This window comes from Sphaerisporangium flaviroseum (genome assembly GCF_039537005.1).
GTDB classification, from domain to species: Bacteria; Actinomycetota; Actinomycetes; order Streptosporangiales; family Streptosporangiaceae; genus Sphaerisporangium; species Sphaerisporangium flaviroseum.
Genome location: NZ_BAAAZR010000001.1, coordinates 1,289,200 through 1,306,717 on the forward strand (window position 1 = coordinate 1,289,200; position 17,518 = coordinate 1,306,717).

Here is a 17,518-nt window from a genome sequence, read left to right on the forward strand (position 1 = left end):
CTTCTGGGTCAGGTACTTCGCCGTGAGAAGCGCGACAGGCGAAGCCACCGGTTGTCACGGCAGTACGGTCTCGGTGCCGGTGTAGGCGTCCGGGAAGATCAGGCCGTACTTCTCGTTGCGTGACGGTCCGTCCGCTAAAGCCCATGCATGTTGTGCACGGCAAACATAAGACATCGTCATTTGGAGTTATAGCGAGCTTTGCTCGATACTGGCAGTCAGGCACGCGTGAAGTGAAATGCGAAAGGAACAGCATGCGTAACGGCAAAGGGGACCCGCGTGAGGGGCCTGACACCGGTAAGTCCATTGTCGTCATCGGTGGTTACGGCGCCGTCGGCAGCGCGACTGCGGTAACTCTCGGCGCTTGGTTCCCGGGCCGGGTCGTGGTGGCCGGACGTGACCTGGCGAAGGCGACGGAACTAGCGCGATCCACAAAGGGCGCGCTTCAAGCGACACGTGTCGACGTCAGTGACCCCACTGACGTGGATCGGGTGCTCGACGACGCGGCTGTCGTGGTGATGTGTGTCGAACGCGCCAATGCGGCAGTGGCTGAGGCGTGCCTGAGACGCGGGGTGCACTACGTCGACATCAGTGCGTCCGATCCGGTGATTGAGGCAATAACGTCGCTGGACTCCCTGGCGCTGCGACACCAGGCGACGGCCGTCCTCAGCGTCGGCCTGGCTCCAGGGCTCACCAATCTGCTGGCTCACCACTGTGTGGAGAGACTGCCCTCGGCCACAACAGTGGATATCAGTTTGCTGCTCGGCCTGGGCGGTGACCACGGTGTGGACTCGGTACGCTGGATCGTTGAGCAGTTCAGCCGTCCGGAAGGCCGAAACGGGTCCGATGCCAGGCCCACGCGTATACGGCTGGCGGAATGGGGAACTCGGACCGTCCACCCGTTCCCCTTCTCTGACCAGTACGTGATAAGCAGGTCGCTGCAGGTCTGGGCCACGACCCGGATCTGTTTCGATTCGGCCTTCGTGACGTCCGCCCTTTTCGGTCTCCGGGCCACCCGATTCTTCACCCTGATGCGCCGGTTTCGTGCTGATTCTCTGCTCACCGCGGTGCTTTCCCGCGTTCGTCTTGGATCCGACCGGTTCGCTGTCGACGTGACCGCATCAGATGCCCGGGGAGGCATGGTGTCGAGTACGGTCACAGGCCGGGATGTCTGTCAGGCGACCAGTATGGTGACGGCCCACGTAGCCCGTGTTCTCTTCACCGATCCGGCTCCGCCCGGGGTCTTGCATATCGACCGGCTTCTGCCCGCCGGAAGCTTCATCGATGAACTGGACAAGCATCTGATGACTGTGGAACACACCTAGATGAATCGCTGCTGCGGCGGAACGGTCGCAGCCGGAAGTGGGTCCTGGCGCGTACACGTACCGGTCCTTTGCTCACACCAGTTTCGTATCCCTCTCGCAAGGAGTCTAGAAATGCCCATTATCCGGACAATCTGCTTCACCACCAACCGCGCCGATCAACAGGAAATGCTCGCGCGGCGTGCAGCGCTGATCGACGCGGTCCGAGCGAGGCTTCCGGGACTCGTCGAGACGACGCTCTCGTTGCTCGACGACGATCGACCCGAGCACGACAGATGGATGGACATATGGCGGTGGGACTCGGCGGACAGCGTCAAGGCGGCGACCGATGCCGCCCCCGCATGGCCGGAGACCGCTGCGGCATTTTCCCTGACGCGGGACATCGTCGCCTCACAGGGTGCCGTAATCGATGAACGCTGAGCACGCACTGGAAGGACGTTCGCGCGAAGACCTTCCGCTCCAGCGTGATAGGGGGATGCCTGTCCCGAATGTGGCTCAAGCCGAGTCGTGGAACGGCCCGGAAGGAGCCCATTGGGCCGACAAGAAGGACAGCATGGTAGGCATGAACAGCGCGTTACACCGCGTGCTGTTCGAGGCCGCCGCTATAAAGGACGGCGATCGCGTGCTCGATATCGGGTGCGGTGCGGGGGAGACGACGATCGTCGCGGCCCGGTGTGCGACACGTGGGCACGCTGTGGGCATCGACCTCTCCAGGCCGATGCTGGAACGGGCCCGGGCCGATCAGAGCCGGTTGGGGCTGACCAATCTTCGGTTCGACGAGGGGGATGCTCAGGTTCATTCCTTCATGGACGACCACTTCGACGTCGCGATCAGTCAATTCGGAGTCATGTTCTTCTCCGACCCTGTGGCTGCCTTCGCCAATATCGGGCGTGCTCTGAGCCCCGGTGGCCGGCTGGTCTTCGTGTGCCCGCAGCGGATGGCTCGCTGTGAGTGGTATACCGTTCCGATCACAGCATTGCTCGGGCATCCCCCTCGACCTTCCTCCGCGACTGCGCGGGAACCGGGAATGTTCTCACTTGCGAATCGCAGACATATCGGCGACGTGCTCGGCAAGGCGGGGTTCCGAGCCGTCACCACCACCGCCAGGGATGTTCCCCTCTACTTTGGCAAGGATGCGGCGACCGCTGCTGACTTCTTCCTTGGCAGCGGTCCTGTCCGAGCGATTCTTGAGGACCATGAGGACCTCTCTCCTGCCATGGCCAGAACGATTCTGGAAGACGCTCTGTTGCCTTATACGGGTCCTGAGGGTGTGCAGCTGGGTGGTGCGCTGTGGCTGGTCACGGCCCAGCGCCCATGCCATGAGTAAGAAGATCCGCGACCGCGCCGGCGACGCTGATTGCTGACGTCTGTCGCTCGCGCTTCTGAGTATGTGCGTTGCTACTCCCACGGCATGTGCGCCTCAGCTGTCAGCTATGCGATCAGTTTCACGGGAAGGGCCTTCGGCCGGCATCTGGGCGGGCGCCGGCTGGGAGGAGAAGATCCGGTTGGCGACGGTTGCCAGGATCGCACCTGCCACGGCCGCGGCTGCGGCTGCGGCGAAGGCGGCGCTGCCGGTGTCGTGGGGGCCCGTCAGCCGGCCGGCCAAGGCGGTGCCAAGGCCGTAGCCGGCCCACATGAAGGTGTTGAGCCAAGCGAACACCTCGGTGCGGTAGCGACCGGTGGCATGCTCGGCGAGCAGGGTCGGCACGACCGCGTCGCGTGGCCCGGTCACCAGCCCGACAAGAGTGATCAGTACGGCGAGCGTCAAGAAGCCGGGTGCCCAGCCTCCGCCGAGAAGGACGGCCCCCTCGGCGAGCGAGAGTAGGACGAGCAGGCGCCCGCCGGGGATGGGCCAGGCCCGCGCGCCGTACCCGAGGGTGCCGAGGAGGGCGCCGACCGACAGCAGGCTCATCAGCACGCCGGCGAAGGAGGCGGAGCCAAGGGTGGTGGCCGAGGCCACTGTGGCGATGCGCAGGCAGCCGAAGGTGAAGGTCCCGAAGGCGGCGATGGTCAGCAGCAGGAGGGTGCGCCGGTGGGTCAGCGGTCCGGCCAGGCGGAACTTGCCCGGCGGCGCCGGTGCGGAAGGCCCTATCGCAGGAACGGTCAGGAGCAGCGCGGTGCCGAGCAGGACGGCGGCGCCGGCGGCGGCGACCACACCCTGGGCCGGGATGACCCAGGACAGAACTGGTACGAGCAAGGGACCGGCGATGAATGACAGCTCGTTGACGGCGTTGTCGACCGCGTATGCGGCGGGCAAGGAGGCGGTAGGGACCAGGTGTGGCCAGGCGCCTCTGATGACCGGCCCGACGGGCGGGGTGGTGGCGCCGAGCAGTACTGCGGCGCCGATCATCAGGGCAGGCGGCGCGAGAAGGAGGAAGGCATAAGCGAGAGTGTGGGTGACCAGATAGCCGGTCAGGGCCGGACGCGGGCCGTACCGGTCGGCGATGCGCCCGCCGAATGGCGCGCACAGGGCCAGGGCCAGCGCATGGCCGGTGAGCACGAGCCCGGCGGTGGCGTAGGAGCCGAGCCGGTCGACGGCGGCCAGCAGCAGGGCGAGGCTGAGCACGGGCGTGCCGAGCTTGACGATAAGCCCGGTGATGAACAGGCGGGGGACGCCTGGCTGGGCGAGCAGGCGGCGATAGGGCGTGAACAAGGCATCTCCGTTACCATCTAAGTGAGTTATGCCTATGACATATGGGTGAGGGGTTACCAGTCAAGTGGAAATAGCCTGTAACGTGACCCGCCATGCTCCGCTGATCGCCGAGTTGGTCAATCTGGCCACAGCGCGCTGGCGTGGCGGCGCCTCGGTACACCCACTGGCGGGCGAGGAGCTGGCGGCGACGTTCGCCGCTCAGCTCGGCGACCGCACGGGTGCGGCGCTGCGCGCGGTGCCGGACGCGGGGCGACGTTTAGCTGAGCTGGCGAGCGAGCTACGGCAGGCGCTGCTGGCCGAGCATGCAGCGGACCAGGCTGTCCGCATCAACGCGTTGATCCGCAGGTACGGCGCACAGCCCTACCTGGTCGAGGATGTCGGCCAGCCCTTTCACCTGCACTTTCACGGTTCAGGCGGCACTCAGGTGGAGGCCCTGGGCGGCGAGTTCGCTACAGCGCTGGCCCTCATCGTGGACGGCTACGGCCCAGACCGCTTCGGACAGTGCGCGGCGCAGCAGTGCGAGGCGGTCTTCATCGACGTAACTCGCAACGCTTCACGCCGCTATTGCAGCGCGCCATGTACGGCTCGGGCCAAGACCGCCGCCTACCGCAGCCGCCACCGAACCTGATCAAGTGAACCCGTCCGGCTTTATGGAGGCTGGGTGAAGGTTAGGAGCCGAACCGCACGCCCCTGGTCGGAGCTAAGTTCACCAATTTGGGTGAGGTTATGACCCATTACCTACGGCAGGACGAAATGACCTTTGTACTTTCCAATCATGGGTGAGTATGAGGTGGCTGGGGTCGTCCGACGACTGATCACATATCCTGTCCGTCCACGCCGTTTCCCAGGCTTCACTTGACGAGCTGAACAGGCGCTTGGACGTGCCGTTGCCCATGGAACGCTTCCGTCCCAACATCGTGGTCGACGGGTGGGACGAGCCGCACCTGGAGGACCGCGCCCGAGTCGTCACCGTCGGCACCGGCGAGTTCGGCTATGCCAAACCCGCCATCCGATGCGCCGTCACAATGGTCGACCAGGACACCGGCGGCAAAACAGGTCCCGAGCCCCTGCGGACGCTGGCCAAGTACCGGCGTGCGGCGGGAGGCGGCGTCGCCTTCGGCGTCAAGCTCTCCGTCTTACGGCCAGGCGAGCTCGCAGTCGGGAACAAGGTGATCGTCACTTCCTGGGAGACGCCGAAGACAAGCCTCGAAGCCCTCGGCCCGGCCTCTGTGTGAGAATTCCGCGTTCAGTGGGCGCTCGTTCTCTTCCTGGCCACCACGGTGTTCGGCCCTCAGCGTGAGAATGCCGGCCCTGGTGCACGATCTCTTTGAGGAAGAGGTTCGAGTGGACGTTAAGACGCATATGCGTGCGAGTAATGGCTCACCAAACATCAATGCATTGGCGCCTGCGGCGGACCCGCCTTATCCTTGGTGTCGAACGAGTACAAAACCGCTTCCGCCTCTCATGTGGGGGAGATTTCGCCCTGCTCAAAGTCGTATGCGGCGCCGTGGGGGAAGCTGCTGATCCGTCGTTGAGTGATACACGTGGAGCAGTGTCGTGAAGCACGAAGTCTTTACAGGGAGATCCCCGCGTGACCGTGGTGTCACGTTGGAGGTATCGGCCAGAGCGGCGCCCAGTATTTCGATTGCGATAGGGCGCGGAAATGGTTTCTAATCAAGGGTTGTGACAGAATTCGACGCACTCATCCGCCCCGACCGGTATCCGTTGTCCTCTGCATACGACCCCGCCTGGCTGCTCGAGCTCGACATGGGGCCCCACCCGTTGTGGTTGCTGGAGGACCTCGCTCGCGACCTCGACCTGAAACCCGGCATGCGGGTGCTGGATCTGGACCACTACCTGCCCTACCTGGCGCAGTTCCTCCGTCCCGGAGGCCGGATCGGCATGGCCACCCCAGGGATGACACGCGAGATCCGCGAGCTGGGAGCCATCCCCCCGCACATCAAGGACGTGGTCGGCTGGGAAGCCATCGCCTGGCATACGCCGGAATGGTGGCGCTTCCAGTGGGAGATCACCGAGCTTGTGGAGGTCATCTCCGCCCGGCTGCAGCCGGATGGCTGGCAGGACTGGCTGCTGTGGGCCAGAGCCGGCGCGCAACGACAGCCGGAGAACAGGGCGTTGTACCAGCCGGTCATCGACATGCTGGTCGCGGACGCGGGTGAGTACCTCGGCTTCACTCTGATGACCGCCCGTAAGAAGTAGATGGCGGTGACTCATGAGCCATGGCCTCTGACCGACCGACCACCGGATGCGGCGGACCATACGTCGGTGGACAGGCGTTGACCTGGAGTGCACTCGAGCTTCTAACGTCGAGGACCACCATCGACAACGAGAACGCGTGCCATCGAGCACCGCACGCTGAGCCGAGGAAGGGAGCATGTCACATGAAGACCGTGCAGCTTGGATGTACCGGCGAGCAGATCAGCCAGCTTGCCCTGGGTTGCATGATCATGGGTACCGTCACGCCCGAGGACGAGGCCGTCACGATGCTGGACCGGTACGTCGAGGCCGGCGGCAATGTCCTGGACACCGCCGACTGCTACTGCTGGTGGGAGCGCGGGGGCAGTTACGGCGGCGAGAGCGAGGAACTGATCGGCCGCTGGCTGGCCCGGACCGGCCGGCGCGACGACGTGTTCCTGGCCACCAAGGGCAGCGCCGTCGTGCGCGACCTTGACGCGGTCTGGGCCGGCGGCCGGCCGGACTGGGATGTTGCCTACAAGACGTTCGTCGGGGCCGGGGCGAAAACCTTGCGGGAGGCGATCGACGGCAGCCTGCGCCGGCTCGGCACCGACCATGTCGACCTGTACTACGTGCACGTCGACGATCGGGCCACGCCCTTGGAGGAGACGATGGAGGCGCTCGCCGGCATCGTCCACGCCGGTAAGGCCCGCTACATCGGCTGGTCCAACGTACGTACCTGGCGGCTCGAGCGCATCCGGCAGTTGTGCGCCCAGCATGGCTGGCCGGCGCCGGTGGCGCTCCAGCAGCAGCACTCCTACCTGCGGCGCCGCGCCGGGCTGCGGCACGCGTCCATTGTGGACGACGAGCAGCTGGACTACCTGCAGGCGCATGACGACCTGACTCTGGTGGCGTACTCTCCGATCCTCAAGGGCATCTACGACGACCCGGACAAGCGCGAGGGCCATTGGGCGATGGACCCGTACCAAGGCCCGGACGCCGACGCCCGGCTCGCCGCGGCGGCCGAGGTGGCCGCCAAAGTCGGTGTGGCCCCGAACGCGCTGGTCCTCGCCTGGCTGATGCACCAGACCTCACCGACGATCGTGCCGCTGATCGGCCCGCGCACGCTCCAGCAGTACGAGGCGGCCCTGCCGGCACTCGACGTCAAGCTCACCGACGAGCAGCTCACCCGCCTCGACACGGCTGGCGCCTGACAGGAATCTCGTCCAGACCATCTCCGCGGCCAGTTCGCGATCGGGGAAAGGATCTTGGAGATCGAACCGATGCGCCCGGCCGGAACAGGTCGGGCTCGTCGACGTCGTGGTCAGCGCAGGTGGCGTCGAGCGACGTGCCACGGCCCGTGGCCAGAACATCTACGCGGTCACCGCACCACTGGCGGTGGAGGCCGTCCGGCGGATCCTGGCCGGGCACGCGCGGACATCGGGCGTGGCCTCGGCCGGCGCCATGTTCGACGCAGCGGACTTCCTCCGGGCGCTGACTCCGCACCTATCGGTTGAGCTTCCGCACTGACCGCGCTCGGACCTTGAGCGCGGCCCGCCGCGCGATCGCCTCTGAGGCATTGACGGGTCGTGCGGCGGACTCTACGATCCGAGAGATCTTATAGGAAACTTTCCTATAAATAGGGTCCCTCGAGTAGCAAGTGGAGACGGCCGTGCGACGTCCTTTCCAGCACCTTCTCGCGGCGGCGATCACCGTCGGCCTGGCCGCGGTGGCCGTACCCGTCGAAGCCGTGGCGGCGACCGCACCGGCGCACGCCCGGACGGCGCATCCGGACGGCGGTGACCGGTTCAAGCGGGTCGCGTACTTCATCCAGTGGGGCGTCTACGGCCGGAACTTCCAGGTCAAGGACATGGACACCAGCGGCGCCGCGGCCAGGCTCACCCACGTCAACTACGCCTTCGGCAACGTCGGCGCCGACGGCACGTGCGTCTCGGCCGACGCCTGGGCCGACTGGCAGCGTCCGCTGGCCGCCGAGCAGAGCGTGGACGGGGTCGCCGACGAGCCCGGCCAGGCGCTCAACGGCAACCTCAACCAGCTCAAGAAGCTCAAGGCGAAGCACCCGGGCCTCAAGGTGCTGATCTCGCTGGGCGGCTGGACCGGATCGAAGTACTTCTCCGACGCGGTCCTCACTCCCGAATCCCGTGGCCGGCTGGCCGCCTCCTGCGTGGGCCTGTGGCTCAAGGGCGACCTGCCCGGCCTGCCCGCGGGCGCCGGCGCGGGCGTCTTCGACGGCATCGACCTCGACTGGGAATGGCCGGGCTCGGAAGGCAACACCGGCAACGTCATCCGGCCCGAGGACAAGCGCAACTTCACCCTCTTCACCGCCGAACTGCGCCGGCAGATGAATGCCTACGACGCCAAGAGCCAGCTCACCGCGTTCCTGCCGGCCGCCGCGGCGAAGATCGACGCCGGGTTCGAGGTCCGCGACGTGTTCAAGCACCTGGACTTCGCGACCGTCCAGGGGTACGACCTGCACGGATCGTGGGAGAACAGGACCGGGCACAACGGCAACCTGTTCACCGATCGCAGGGATCCGAACCCGGTGAAGTACAGCGTCGACACCACCGTCCGCGACTACCTGTCGCGCGGCGCCCCCGCGAAGAAGATCGTGGTCGGCGTCCCGGCGTACGGCCAGGGCTGGACGGGCGTGCGGTCCACCGGCGACGGACTGTGGGAGCCCGCCACCGGCCCGGCCCCCGGGACCTGGGCGCCCGGCACCGAGGACTACAAGATCCTCGTGGGCAAGCCGGGGCAGAGGTACCGCGACCTGCGCACCGGCACGCTGTGGCTGTACGACGGCAACGAGTTCTGGTCGTACGACGACCCGGCGACGATGCTGCAGAAGGCCGCCTACATCAGGCTGAAGGGACTGGGCGGCTCGATGATGTGGTCCATCGACCAGGACGACGCCAAGGCCTCCCTCACCACGGCCCTGTACAAGATCCTGCGCTGACCCAACGGCCCGGCGCGATGTTCGCCCATGTCGGAACGGGTATGGGGGGCAAAGGGTCTGTTTCGCGCCGCCGGGGGTGAGGGCGCATGAGCGATGGGCGGATCACCGTGGTGGTGATCACCATGGATCGCCGGGCGGAGCTGTTACGCACCCTGGGTCACATGACGGCGGTGCCCGAACGGCCGCGCATCATCGTGGTGGACAACGGCTCGCGCGACGGGAGCGCGGACGCGGTGGCGCGGGCCTATCCAGGGGTGCGGCTCATCCGCAGCCCGCGCAACCTCGGGGCGGTGGCACGCAACGTCGCGGTCGAGGAGGTGACGACGCCGTACGTCGCCTTCTGCGACGACGACACCTGGTGGGAGCCCGGCGCCCTGGGCCGGGCGGCCGATCTCCTGGAGTCCCACCCGAGGCTGGCGTCGGTCACCGGACGCATCCTGGTCGAGCCTGATCTGCGCGAGGACCCGATCACCCCGGAGCTGCGCTGCTCGCCGATCCCCGCGCCGGACTGGATGCCCGGCCCCGCGCTGCTGAGCATTCTGGCGGGGGCCTCGATGCTGCGGGTCGGCCCGTTCCGGCAGACCGGGGGGTTCTCGCCACGGCTGTGGCTCGGGGGCGAGGAAGAGCTGCTCAGCCTGGATCTGGTGTCCCGTGGCTGGTGGTTGTGCTGGGCGGAGGGCGTCGTCGTCCACCACGCCGCGTCGAAGATCCGGGACCGGAGGCAGCGCCGGTGGCTGGGGATCCGCAACACCCTGTGGACGGCGTGGCTGCGCCGCCCGGCCGCCGACGCGCTGCGCCGGACGGTGGCCGTGCTCCGCTCGGTGCCCAAGGACCGCGCCAGCGTCTCCGCCGTGGCGGCTGCGGTGGCGGGACTGCCGTGGGTGCTTCGCGAGCGCCGGGTCGTGCCCGTGGCCGTCGGACGGGGGCTGCGCCTGCTGGAGGAACCACAGCGGACCTCGGTCGCCCGGCGCTACGTGGACTGACGCGACGAACCCGGCGGACCTCGGCGGACGCGACGGGGAGACGAGCGTTTCCCCTGGTGGGGTCGCCGCTGTGCCACCCCCTGCGGAGGTGATCCGGTTCGGGGGAGGAATCATTGATGCATGGACACCTCATACGATCCCTGCGTCTTCTGCGAGGTCATGGAGGGCCGGGCCGACGCGAGCCTGGCCTACCAGGACGATGTGGTCATCGTGGTGATGGACGCCAACCCGGTGAATCCCGGGCACGCCCTGGTGATCCCTCGGGCGCACGCCATGGGGCTGGAGGATCTCGACGAGGAGGTCGGGGCCCACATGTGGCGCGTGGCCCAGCGGGTGGCGCGGGGTCTGCGCCGTTCCGGGCTGCGGTGCGAGGGCGTCAACATGTTCCTCGGGGACGGCGAGGTGGCGTTCCAGAAGGTCTTCCACGCCCACGTCCACGTGTTCCCGCGCTTCGAGGGGGACAACTTCGTCGTGGACGCCGACTGCGAGCCCAGGGACCGGCGGCTGCTGAACCAGGAGGCTTGGGTGCTCCGCGAAGCGATGAAGGCGTTCACCCAGGGGCCTTCCCCGGTGATGCTCCCGCACCGCGCTCCGAGGGTCTGACCGTCACCCTTCCATGTGCAGCACGGCCGCGCCGGTCACACGGTCGGCCGCCAGGTCGGCCAGGGCCTGGTCCGCGCGGTCGAACGGGTACGGCGTCGTGGTGACGGCGAGCGGGTGGCGCGTGGCCAGCCGCAGGAAGGCGCGGCCGTCGTCGCGGGTGTTCGCGGTTACGCTTCGCAGGGTCCGCTCGCGGAACAGGTGGTCCTGGTAGTTCAGCCGAGGGATGTCGGTGAGGTGGATCCCGGCCACGGCCAGCGTGCCGCCCCGGTCGAGGGCCGAGAGCGCCACGGGAACCAGGTCGCCGACAGGGGCGAACAGGATGGCGGCGTCCAGGGGTTCCGGCGGAGCGTCGTAGGCGTCGCCCGCGGAGGCGGCTCCCAGCTCCAGCGCCAGCTCGCGTGCCTCCTCCGAACGGGTCAGCACATGCACGGTGGCGCCTTGGGCGACCGCGACCTGGGCGGTGAGGTGGGCCGAGGCGCCGAAGCCGTAGATGCCCAGCCGCCCGCTCGACGGCAGCTCGGCGCGCGCCAGAGCCCGGTAGCCGATGATGCCCGCGCACAGCAGCGGGGCGAGCTGCTCGGCGGGCCGGTCCTCCGGCAGCTCGTAGACGTAGTCCTCCCCTGCGGTGGTGTACCGGGCGTACCCGCCGTTGACGTCCCAGCCGGTGTAGCGCGAGTAGGGGCACAGGTTCTCCGAGCCGCGAACGCAGTAGCGGCATTTCCCGCAGGTGGCGTACAACCAGGCCACCCCGACCCGCGTCCCGATCGGCAGCCGTTCCGCGCCGGGGCCACGGGCCACGACCCGCCCGACGACCTCGTGTCCCGGGGCGGTGTCCGGCCGTTTCGGCGGCAGATCGCCCTCCGCCAGGTGCAGGTCGGTACGGCAGACGGCGCACACCTCGACCTCGACCAGCACCTCTCCCGGCCGCGGCTCGGGCACGCGCAACCGCATGCGCTGCAATGGTCGCGTGTCCATCGGACCGGGGTGGCGCACCACCCATGCGGCCATCGTCTCGGCCATCTCCCCATGGTCACACGGCGGCCCGTACGCTCACCACAGCCCTGGGGCTCGCGGGCCCCGCGGGTTTAAATCCCTCACAGGTGGCAGCGGTGTGACGAGACCACACCACCTAGAGGGGAACGCCACCGATGGACGCCATCGTGCTCCTGAAGGACGACCACAAGACGGTCGAGAAGCTGTTCAAGCAGTTCGAGAAGGCGGGTGAGAAGGCCCACAAGGAGAAGCAGAAGATCGTCGAGCAGATCATCAACGAGCTCACCACCCACGCCTACATCGAAGAGGAGATCTTCTACCCGGCGGCTCGCAAGGAGGTGCCCGAGACCAAGGAACACGTTCTGGAGAGCGTCGAGGAGCATCACGTCGTGGTGTGGATGATGTCGGAGCTCAGGAACCTCGACCCCAAGGACGAGCGGTACGACGCCAAGGTCACCGTCCTCATGGAGAACGTCCGCCACCACGTGGAGGAAGAGGAGCAGGAGTGGTTCCCGCAGGTACGGGAGGCCATGGGGCGCAAGCAGCTCCAGGAGCTGGGCGAGCAGATGGAGAAGGCCAAGCCCCAGGCGCCCAGCGATCCGCTGGCCCTGCTGAGCGCGAGCCAGTAACGCCCGGCGCGGCTCGTACGGCGACGACGCGGCCCCGCACGACACATGTGCGGACCGCGTCGTCGCCGTTTCCGTGATATTCCGTGATCGTCACGGCGTCTTGACTGTCCGAGCCGCCTCGGTCGGACCCTGGCCGCACGGCGGCCCGGACACGGCTGAAGCCCTGCCGCCGGGCCGCCCGGACCTCGGACGGGCTCAGCCGGGGTTGTTCGCGTGGGTGAGGGTCTCCCAGGCCACGAACAGGGCGTTGGTCCCCGCGGGCCGCTGCCGCTCGGTGAGGGTCTGGGTGTTGGTCATGGCGATGCCCATGCGGTTGTGCAGGGCGTTGAAGCCGACCTCCGTCACCGGCCCGAGGCCGAGGGTGAGGCTGCCGCCGCACAGCCAGGACGGCGCCGCCGTGCCGAGCTGGTACTTGGAGTGGAACCCCAGCGCGTGGCGGAGCCGCTCGCCGATCTCCGGGTACAGGTCCTGGCCCTGGATCCGCGTGGTCTCGGCGAAATGGGAGATCGCGGAGATGCCGTACCCGGTGTGGGTGAAGTCCCTGCAGGTCTCCTGCGAGAGCCCGTCGACGAACGTCGACTGGTTCTGCCAGTACTTGATGATCTCCGCGCTGGTGTCGATGCCGCTGTTCGGCGGGCCCTTCGGCAGGGAGCCGTCGCCGGTCAGGTAGATGTAGGCGGGCACGCGGCCGCGGAACTTGGCGACGGCCCTGTCGTAGCTCGTCCGGTCCTCCAGGAAGACCGAGATGCCGAGCGCGGCCTCCATCATGCTCAGCTCCCAGTTGCCGTTGCTGTTGGAGCCGTTGATGACCTCGGGAAGGTAGACGGTGCGCAACATGGTGGCGAAGCGGGTGACGGCGGTGGAGGTCCAGCCGGTGTAGGTGTACCGGATGATCTCGGCGGCCCGCGGCCACGACGACCCGGCCCACCCCGTCTGCAGGGGAGCGTTGCTGTTGGTGTGGTCGGTGATCACCGCGGACCAGGCGTTCATGATCTCGATGGCCTTGTCGGCGTACCGGTTGTCGCGGGTGACGTACCAGGCCAGGGCGAGCGTGTACGCGGCCAGCGCGTCCTGGCGCTCGTCGGTGCAGCCGTAGTTGGGGTTGGAGTACGAGCCGCACTCCACGACCGCCCGGGGCTTGGCGGTCCGCGACAGCGAGGCGTACGAGCTCGCCATCATCTGGTCGTAGGCGGCCTTCCACGGCTGGGCGCCCGCGTTGACCTTGGAGCGGATGAAGTCGAGCTGTGACCGGCCGACCAGCACGCCGGGATGGGTGAAGGTGGCGGGGGCCGCCAAGCCGGTGAGCGCGGACGCCCCGGCCGTTCCGTTCAGGGGGGCACTGAACGGAGCGATCCCGGCCGGGGCCGCCTGTACGGCCGCGGCGGGGCTGGACAGGGCGCCGGCGATCAGGGCGGCGGTGAGGGTGACGCCGGCGAGGAACCGGACTCGGAGTCTGCGTGGCTGGACCATGTCTCCCACCATCTGTTAGGAAAGTTTCCTAAAAGTGATGTGATCGTAGCCTTGACTCCGTCCCCTTACAAGTCCTGTCTGCGGCCGGAATAAGCGGGGCACGCGGGACGGGCCGGCGCGCTCGGGTTGCTCGCGCGCCGGCTCTTCGCGGCGGGTGTCAGAGAGGGCTGATGCCCCAGCGATGGGTGACCCGCTCGCCCGGCGCGAGGCGGATGAGGTCCTCCCCGGTGCGGAAGGCGTTGGGCGGGCAGGTCATCGGCTCGACCGCGAGCCCCTTGCGGCGGTAGTCGCCGGCGAGGGTGTCGCCGGTGAACAGCTGGAGCCACCCGATGCCCTCGCCCGCCCACAGCTCCACACCGCGCGTGCCGTCGCCGGTGGCGAGCCTGACCCGTACGAGCCCGTCGGCGCCGCGTGCCAGGCCGGTGAAGGCGGTGTCGAGGGCCAGGTCGCCGATCGGGCGAGCGGTACGGAAGTCGTACGGTCCGCCCTCGACCTCCCGCCTGCCGACCGGGATCTTGCGGTCGTTCACCGCGAGCCACTGGCCGGCGGGAAGCTCCAGCACGGCCTCGTCCAGGGGCCGGCCGAGCGTGAGGTAGGGATGAGCCCCGAGGCCGTACGGGGCGGTGGTGCCGCCGGCGTTCAGCGCGGTCGTCTCCACCTCCAGGCCGGTGGCGTCGAGCGTGTAGGAGATGGTGAAGTCGAGGACGTGGGGGTAGCCGATCTGCGGGAACAGCCGCAGCCGGAGCGTCACCGAGCCCGCGTGGCCCGACACGACCTGCCACGGGAACGACCGGGTGAAGCCGTGCGCGGCGTTGCCGTACTTCGGCTCGGTCAGCGCGAGCTGCCGCTCCTGGCCGTCGAACTCGTAGCGCCCGTCCTCGACACGGTTCGGCCAGGGCAGCAGTGGCAGGCCCGCCGAGCCGACCGGCGGCTGGTCCTCGGGGTAACCGACGATGAGCGGGCGGCCCTCGTGGGTCAGGCTCCGCAGGCCCGCCCCGACCTCGGTCACGACGGCCCGGAAACCGTCGGCCTCGATGGTGTGCTGGGCTCCGGTCGGCGCGATGGTCGTCACCCGCCAATTCAACACCATCGGCGTCCACGGATATTCGGCCGGCTGTTGTGACATTTGTGGCATATGCGACAGACGATGCTGAACGTGGATATTTGCTGCCTTAGGGGGATCTGGCGAGATCGGTGAGGGGCGGGGTTGGGGTCTTCCTGAAAGGGATCCGGTGTTTGTCTGGAATCAGGCGACACGACGGTACGCGGGACGCCTTCCGGCAAGGTGGATCGCGCCGTTCACCGCACACCCGGGGGGCGTGCCGTCTCGGCACCAGGGGAGGGATTCGGCATGGACACGATCATCGTGCGGGAGACGGCCGGGGCCATACACTCCGAGGTCCCCGACGAGAGTGTCAAGCTGCTGCGGTTGTATGAGCACCTGACCGGGCTGGGCGTGGACGCCGAGTTCCGTGCCACGATGCCGGCCCTGCTGGTGCACCGCCCGGATGTGGGCCTTCCGCTGTGGGTCTTCGTCGGGTACGGCGGCGCGTACTACTCCTGGCAGTCCGCCGAGAAGCGGCACCCGGTCTCCGACGCGGCGGGGGCCGCCCTCGTTCTGGCCGACTACATCAGCGGCAGGGTCTTCTGACCGCGCGGCGACCCGCCGGCCATGCGGAGGGGGTGCCGTGACGCCGCCAGAGGCGGCGTCACGGCCGGGAACCGTCAGAAGAAGTCACGCGACGGCTTGGGCAGCACCACGTCCACCGGCCCACGCCACTTGTCCTGTTCCGGAGCCGGGGCGAAGTCCATGGTCGTCGGCGGATCCGCTTCCTGTACGGCGCTGACGGCGGTGAGCGGGAGCCAGATCCGGCTGGAGGCCAGCTCCACGGTCACCGTGGCGGGCGCCGGCTGATCGGGGAAGGTCTCGCCGGCGTCACTGCCGGCCAGGATGACGGCCAGCCGGTGACCCGGCTTGACGACGTAGTCGGCCGGGAGCGTGTCCCAGGTGAACTGGTAGGCCTTGCCGGGCGTCAGGGTCTCCGGGGTCGTCAGCGAGCGGCGGTTGTGCGCGTCGAGCCAGCCACGGGCCACGATCTCCACCGGCCTGCGGGCGGTCACGGTCTCGGTGAGCCGGTAGCAGGCGTCGTCGTCGGCCGTGCTCTCCCCGTGGCAGCTCTCCTCGGTGAAGGTCCTGATGCCGCCGGCCGCCGCGTAATGATCCACTCGGTCGTCTTCGCCGTAGTCGACCACCAGGGCGGTCAGGTTGGCGTCCGGCCGGTCCAGCCTGGCCCGGATGTCGACCTTGGGGGTGCCGGAGAACCGTACGGCCCGCTTGAGCGGCGGAGTCAGGAACGCCAGCCGGTTCGGCGAGGCGGCCGTGGGGTCGGAGACCATCCGGTCCTCGGTCTGCGTGGGGTCGTCGACGAAGCTCAGCGTCTTGCCCTTGCCCGCGGGCAGCAGGCCCAGGCTGCCCTGCCCGTCCTGGCCGGGGCGCAGCCACAGCGGCACGTTGAGCGACCTCGACGGCCATTCCGCCTGCTTCACCCACTGGCCGGGCGCCACCTGCAGATCGACCCTGGGCTCCTTGGTGACCCCGGTGTCGATCTTGTGCAGCCACCGGTCGAACCAGGCGTGCAGCGTGTCGATCCAGTCCTCGCGCCGGTAGTCGAACGGGTCCACGTGCCCGTACTGCGAGAGCCAGAGCTTGCGCGGCACCCCGCGCCTGGCGAGGGCCTGCCAGTAGGTGCTGAAGTGGTCGGCCTTGACGTTCAGCTCGCCGAGCCCGTGTACGGCGAACACGCTCGCCCGTATCTTGCTCACGTCGGCGAGGCTGCCCGAGATGTAGTTCCGCTCGTCCCAGAAGGCGTTGTAGTCGCCGGTCGCGTCGTCCTGGCCCTCGTGCAGGCGCTGGAGCATGGCGGCGCACTTGGCCGGTGGGTCGGTGTCGATGCGGTCGGCCAGGAAGGGCATGTAGTCGTCGGTGTAGAGCACCCCGTTCATGCGGGTGTACCGGTACCAGCTGGTGATCGCCGAGATGGGGACGATGGTCTCCAGGCCCTGGACTCCGGTGGCGGCCACGGCGTTGGGCAGCGTGCCGTCGTAGGACTTGCCGACCATGCCGACCTTGCCGGTGGTCCAGCTCGCGGTCGCGGGGCTGCCGTCCGGGTTGTACGCCTTGGCCCGGCCGTTCAGCCAGTCGATCACGGCCTTGCCCGCCGCGATGTCGGCGGAGGCGCCCACGTCCGGGCAGCCTTCGGACTTGTTGGTGCCGACCATGTCGACGAGCAGGACGGCGTACCCCCGCGGCACGAAGTAGTTGTCGTAGAAGAGCGGGAACTTGACCGGCAGCCCGGCGGCGTCGTACCGCTTGCGCTCGGACTCGTTGCCGCGGCCCACATTGTCGTAGTAAGGGCTCTCGTCCATGATGACGGGCACCTTGAGGCCCTGGTCGGTCTCCTTGGGCCGGACGATGTCCACGGCGGCCAGGTCGTTCCTGCCGTCGCCGTCGCTGTCGACGGGGGTCTCGACGTTGACGTGCTCGCGGATGGCGTCGGCATAGGAGAAGACCGGCTGGGTGCGGCCGTTCGCGACGTTGATCTGAGGTGCGGTCCGGGCGGCGGCGACGCCGCCCGTGGTGGCCGTCAGCACGAGGGAGATGCCGATGGCGCAGAGCAATCTGGACGATCGCCGCAAGG

The 17,518-nt window shown here is 68.2% G+C and carries 18 protein-coding genes; 13 read left to right on the top strand and 5 right to left on the bottom strand.

The genetic code is table 11. The features are described 5' to 3' along the window. The first annotated feature begins 251 nt into the window (after positions 1-251). The 3 genes from ABD810_RS06025 (at position 252) to ABD810_RS06035 (ending at position 2,646) form a co-directional block, all read left to right on the top strand. A complete protein-coding gene (locus ABD810_RS06025) occupies positions 252-1,322 on the top strand; it encodes a saccharopine dehydrogenase NADP-binding domain-containing protein (protein ID WP_344935206.1) in 1,071 nt (356 codons plus the stop codon). A gap of 111 nt (positions 1,323-1,433) precedes the next feature. Further along, positions 1,434-1,739: a hypothetical protein gene (locus ABD810_RS06030; RefSeq protein ID WP_344935208.1), complete on the top strand. Its 306-nt coding sequence runs from the start codon at positions 1,434-1,436 to the stop codon at positions 1,737-1,739. Further along, positions 1,729-2,646, top strand: coding sequence for a class I SAM-dependent methyltransferase (locus ABD810_RS06035; protein WP_344935210.1), 918 nt, complete (start codon positions 1,729-1,731; stop codon positions 2,644-2,646). The genes ABD810_RS06030 and ABD810_RS06035 overlap by 11 nt, the downstream gene beginning before the upstream one ends. A gap of 93 nt (positions 2,647-2,739) precedes the next feature. On the opposite strand, the gene ABD810_RS06040 is transcribed toward ABD810_RS06035, so the two are convergent. Continuing rightward, positions 2,740-3,972: an MFS transporter gene (locus tag ABD810_RS06040; RefSeq protein WP_344935212.1), complete on the bottom strand. Its 1,233-nt coding sequence runs from the start codon at positions 3,970-3,972 to the stop codon at positions 2,740-2,742. An 82-nt stretch (positions 3,973-4,054) separates the two neighbouring features. On the opposite strand from ABD810_RS06040, the gene ABD810_RS06045 reads away from it, so the two are divergent. The 8 genes from ABD810_RS06045 (at position 4,055) to ABD810_RS06080 (ending at position 10,728) form a co-directional block, all read left to right on the top strand. Beyond that, positions 4,055-4,600, top strand: coding sequence for a CGNR zinc finger domain-containing protein (locus ABD810_RS06045; RefSeq protein ID WP_344935214.1), 546 nt, complete (start codon positions 4,055-4,057; stop codon positions 4,598-4,600). Between the two features lie 196 nt (positions 4,601-4,796). Beyond that, positions 4,797-5,207, top strand: a complete 411-nt coding sequence (locus ABD810_RS06050; RefSeq protein ID WP_344935430.1) for an MOSC domain-containing protein — start codon at positions 4,797-4,799, stop codon at positions 5,205-5,207. Positions 5,208-5,655: 448 nt separating this feature from the next. Beyond that, a complete protein-coding gene (locus ABD810_RS06055; protein WP_344935216.1) occupies positions 5,656-6,192 on the top strand; it encodes a class I SAM-dependent methyltransferase in 537 nt (178 codons plus the stop codon). Between the two features lie 182 nt (positions 6,193-6,374). Continuing rightward, positions 6,375-7,382 (top strand): aldo/keto reductase, encoded by a 1,008-nt coding sequence (locus tag ABD810_RS06060; protein ID WP_344935218.1) that lies wholly within the window; start codon positions 6,375-6,377, stop codon positions 7,380-7,382. Positions 7,383-7,488: 106 nt separating this feature from the next. Then, on the top strand, positions 7,489-7,698 hold the full coding sequence (locus ABD810_RS06065; RefSeq protein ID WP_344935221.1) for a hypothetical protein: 210 nt from the start codon (positions 7,489-7,491) through the stop codon (positions 7,696-7,698). A 142-nt stretch (positions 7,699-7,840) separates the two neighbouring features. Further along, entirely contained in the window at positions 7,841-9,142 is a 1,302-nt protein-coding gene (locus ABD810_RS06070) for a glycoside hydrolase family 18 protein (protein ID WP_344935224.1), read from the top strand. Between the two features lie 86 nt (positions 9,143-9,228). Next, on the top strand, positions 9,229-10,125 hold the full coding sequence (locus tag ABD810_RS06075; RefSeq protein WP_344935226.1) for a glycosyltransferase family 2 protein: 897 nt from the start codon (positions 9,229-9,231) through the stop codon (positions 10,123-10,125). Between the two features lie 120 nt (positions 10,126-10,245). Next, a complete protein-coding gene (locus ABD810_RS06080) occupies positions 10,246-10,728 on the top strand; it encodes an HIT family protein (RefSeq protein WP_344935229.1) in 483 nt (160 codons plus the stop codon). Between the two features lie 3 nt (positions 10,729-10,731). Here the strand turns inward: ABD810_RS06080 and ABD810_RS06085 are convergent, their stop codons facing one another. Then, positions 10,732-11,748 carry a zinc-dependent alcohol dehydrogenase family protein gene (locus ABD810_RS06085; protein WP_344935231.1) on the bottom strand — a complete coding sequence of 339 codons (1,017 nt, stop codon included), beginning with the start codon at positions 11,746-11,748 and terminating at the stop codon, positions 10,732-10,734. 128 nt (positions 11,749-11,876) lie between these two features. On the opposite strand from ABD810_RS06085, the gene ABD810_RS06090 reads away from it, so the two are divergent. Continuing rightward, on the top strand, positions 11,877-12,350 hold the full coding sequence (locus ABD810_RS06090; RefSeq protein ID WP_344935234.1) for a hemerythrin domain-containing protein: 474 nt from the start codon (positions 11,877-11,879) through the stop codon (positions 12,348-12,350). Positions 12,351-12,545: 195 nt separating this feature from the next. Here the strand turns inward: ABD810_RS06090 and ABD810_RS06095 are convergent, their stop codons facing one another. Continuing rightward, positions 12,546-13,820: an alginate lyase family protein gene (locus ABD810_RS06095; RefSeq protein ID WP_344935237.1), complete on the bottom strand. Its 1,275-nt coding sequence runs from the start codon at positions 13,818-13,820 to the stop codon at positions 12,546-12,548. A gap of 157 nt (positions 13,821-13,977) precedes the next feature. Then, the gene (locus ABD810_RS06100) at positions 13,978-14,892 is read right to left on the bottom strand and encodes an aldose 1-epimerase family protein (protein WP_344935239.1); all 915 of its coding nucleotides are present in this window, start codon (positions 14,890-14,892) and stop codon (positions 13,978-13,980) included. A gap of 279 nt (positions 14,893-15,171) precedes the next feature. Between ABD810_RS06100 and ABD810_RS06105 the strand changes: the two genes are divergently transcribed. After that, positions 15,172-15,471, top strand: coding sequence for a hypothetical protein (locus tag ABD810_RS06105; RefSeq protein ID WP_344935241.1), 300 nt, complete (start codon positions 15,172-15,174; stop codon positions 15,469-15,471). Between the two features lie 74 nt (positions 15,472-15,545). On the opposite strand, the gene ABD810_RS06110 is transcribed toward ABD810_RS06105, so the two are convergent. After that, entirely contained in the window at positions 15,546-17,516 is a 1,971-nt protein-coding gene (locus tag ABD810_RS06110) for a Xaa-Pro dipeptidyl-peptidase (protein WP_344935243.1), read from the bottom strand. Between the last annotated feature and the right edge of the window lie 2 nt (positions 17,517-17,518).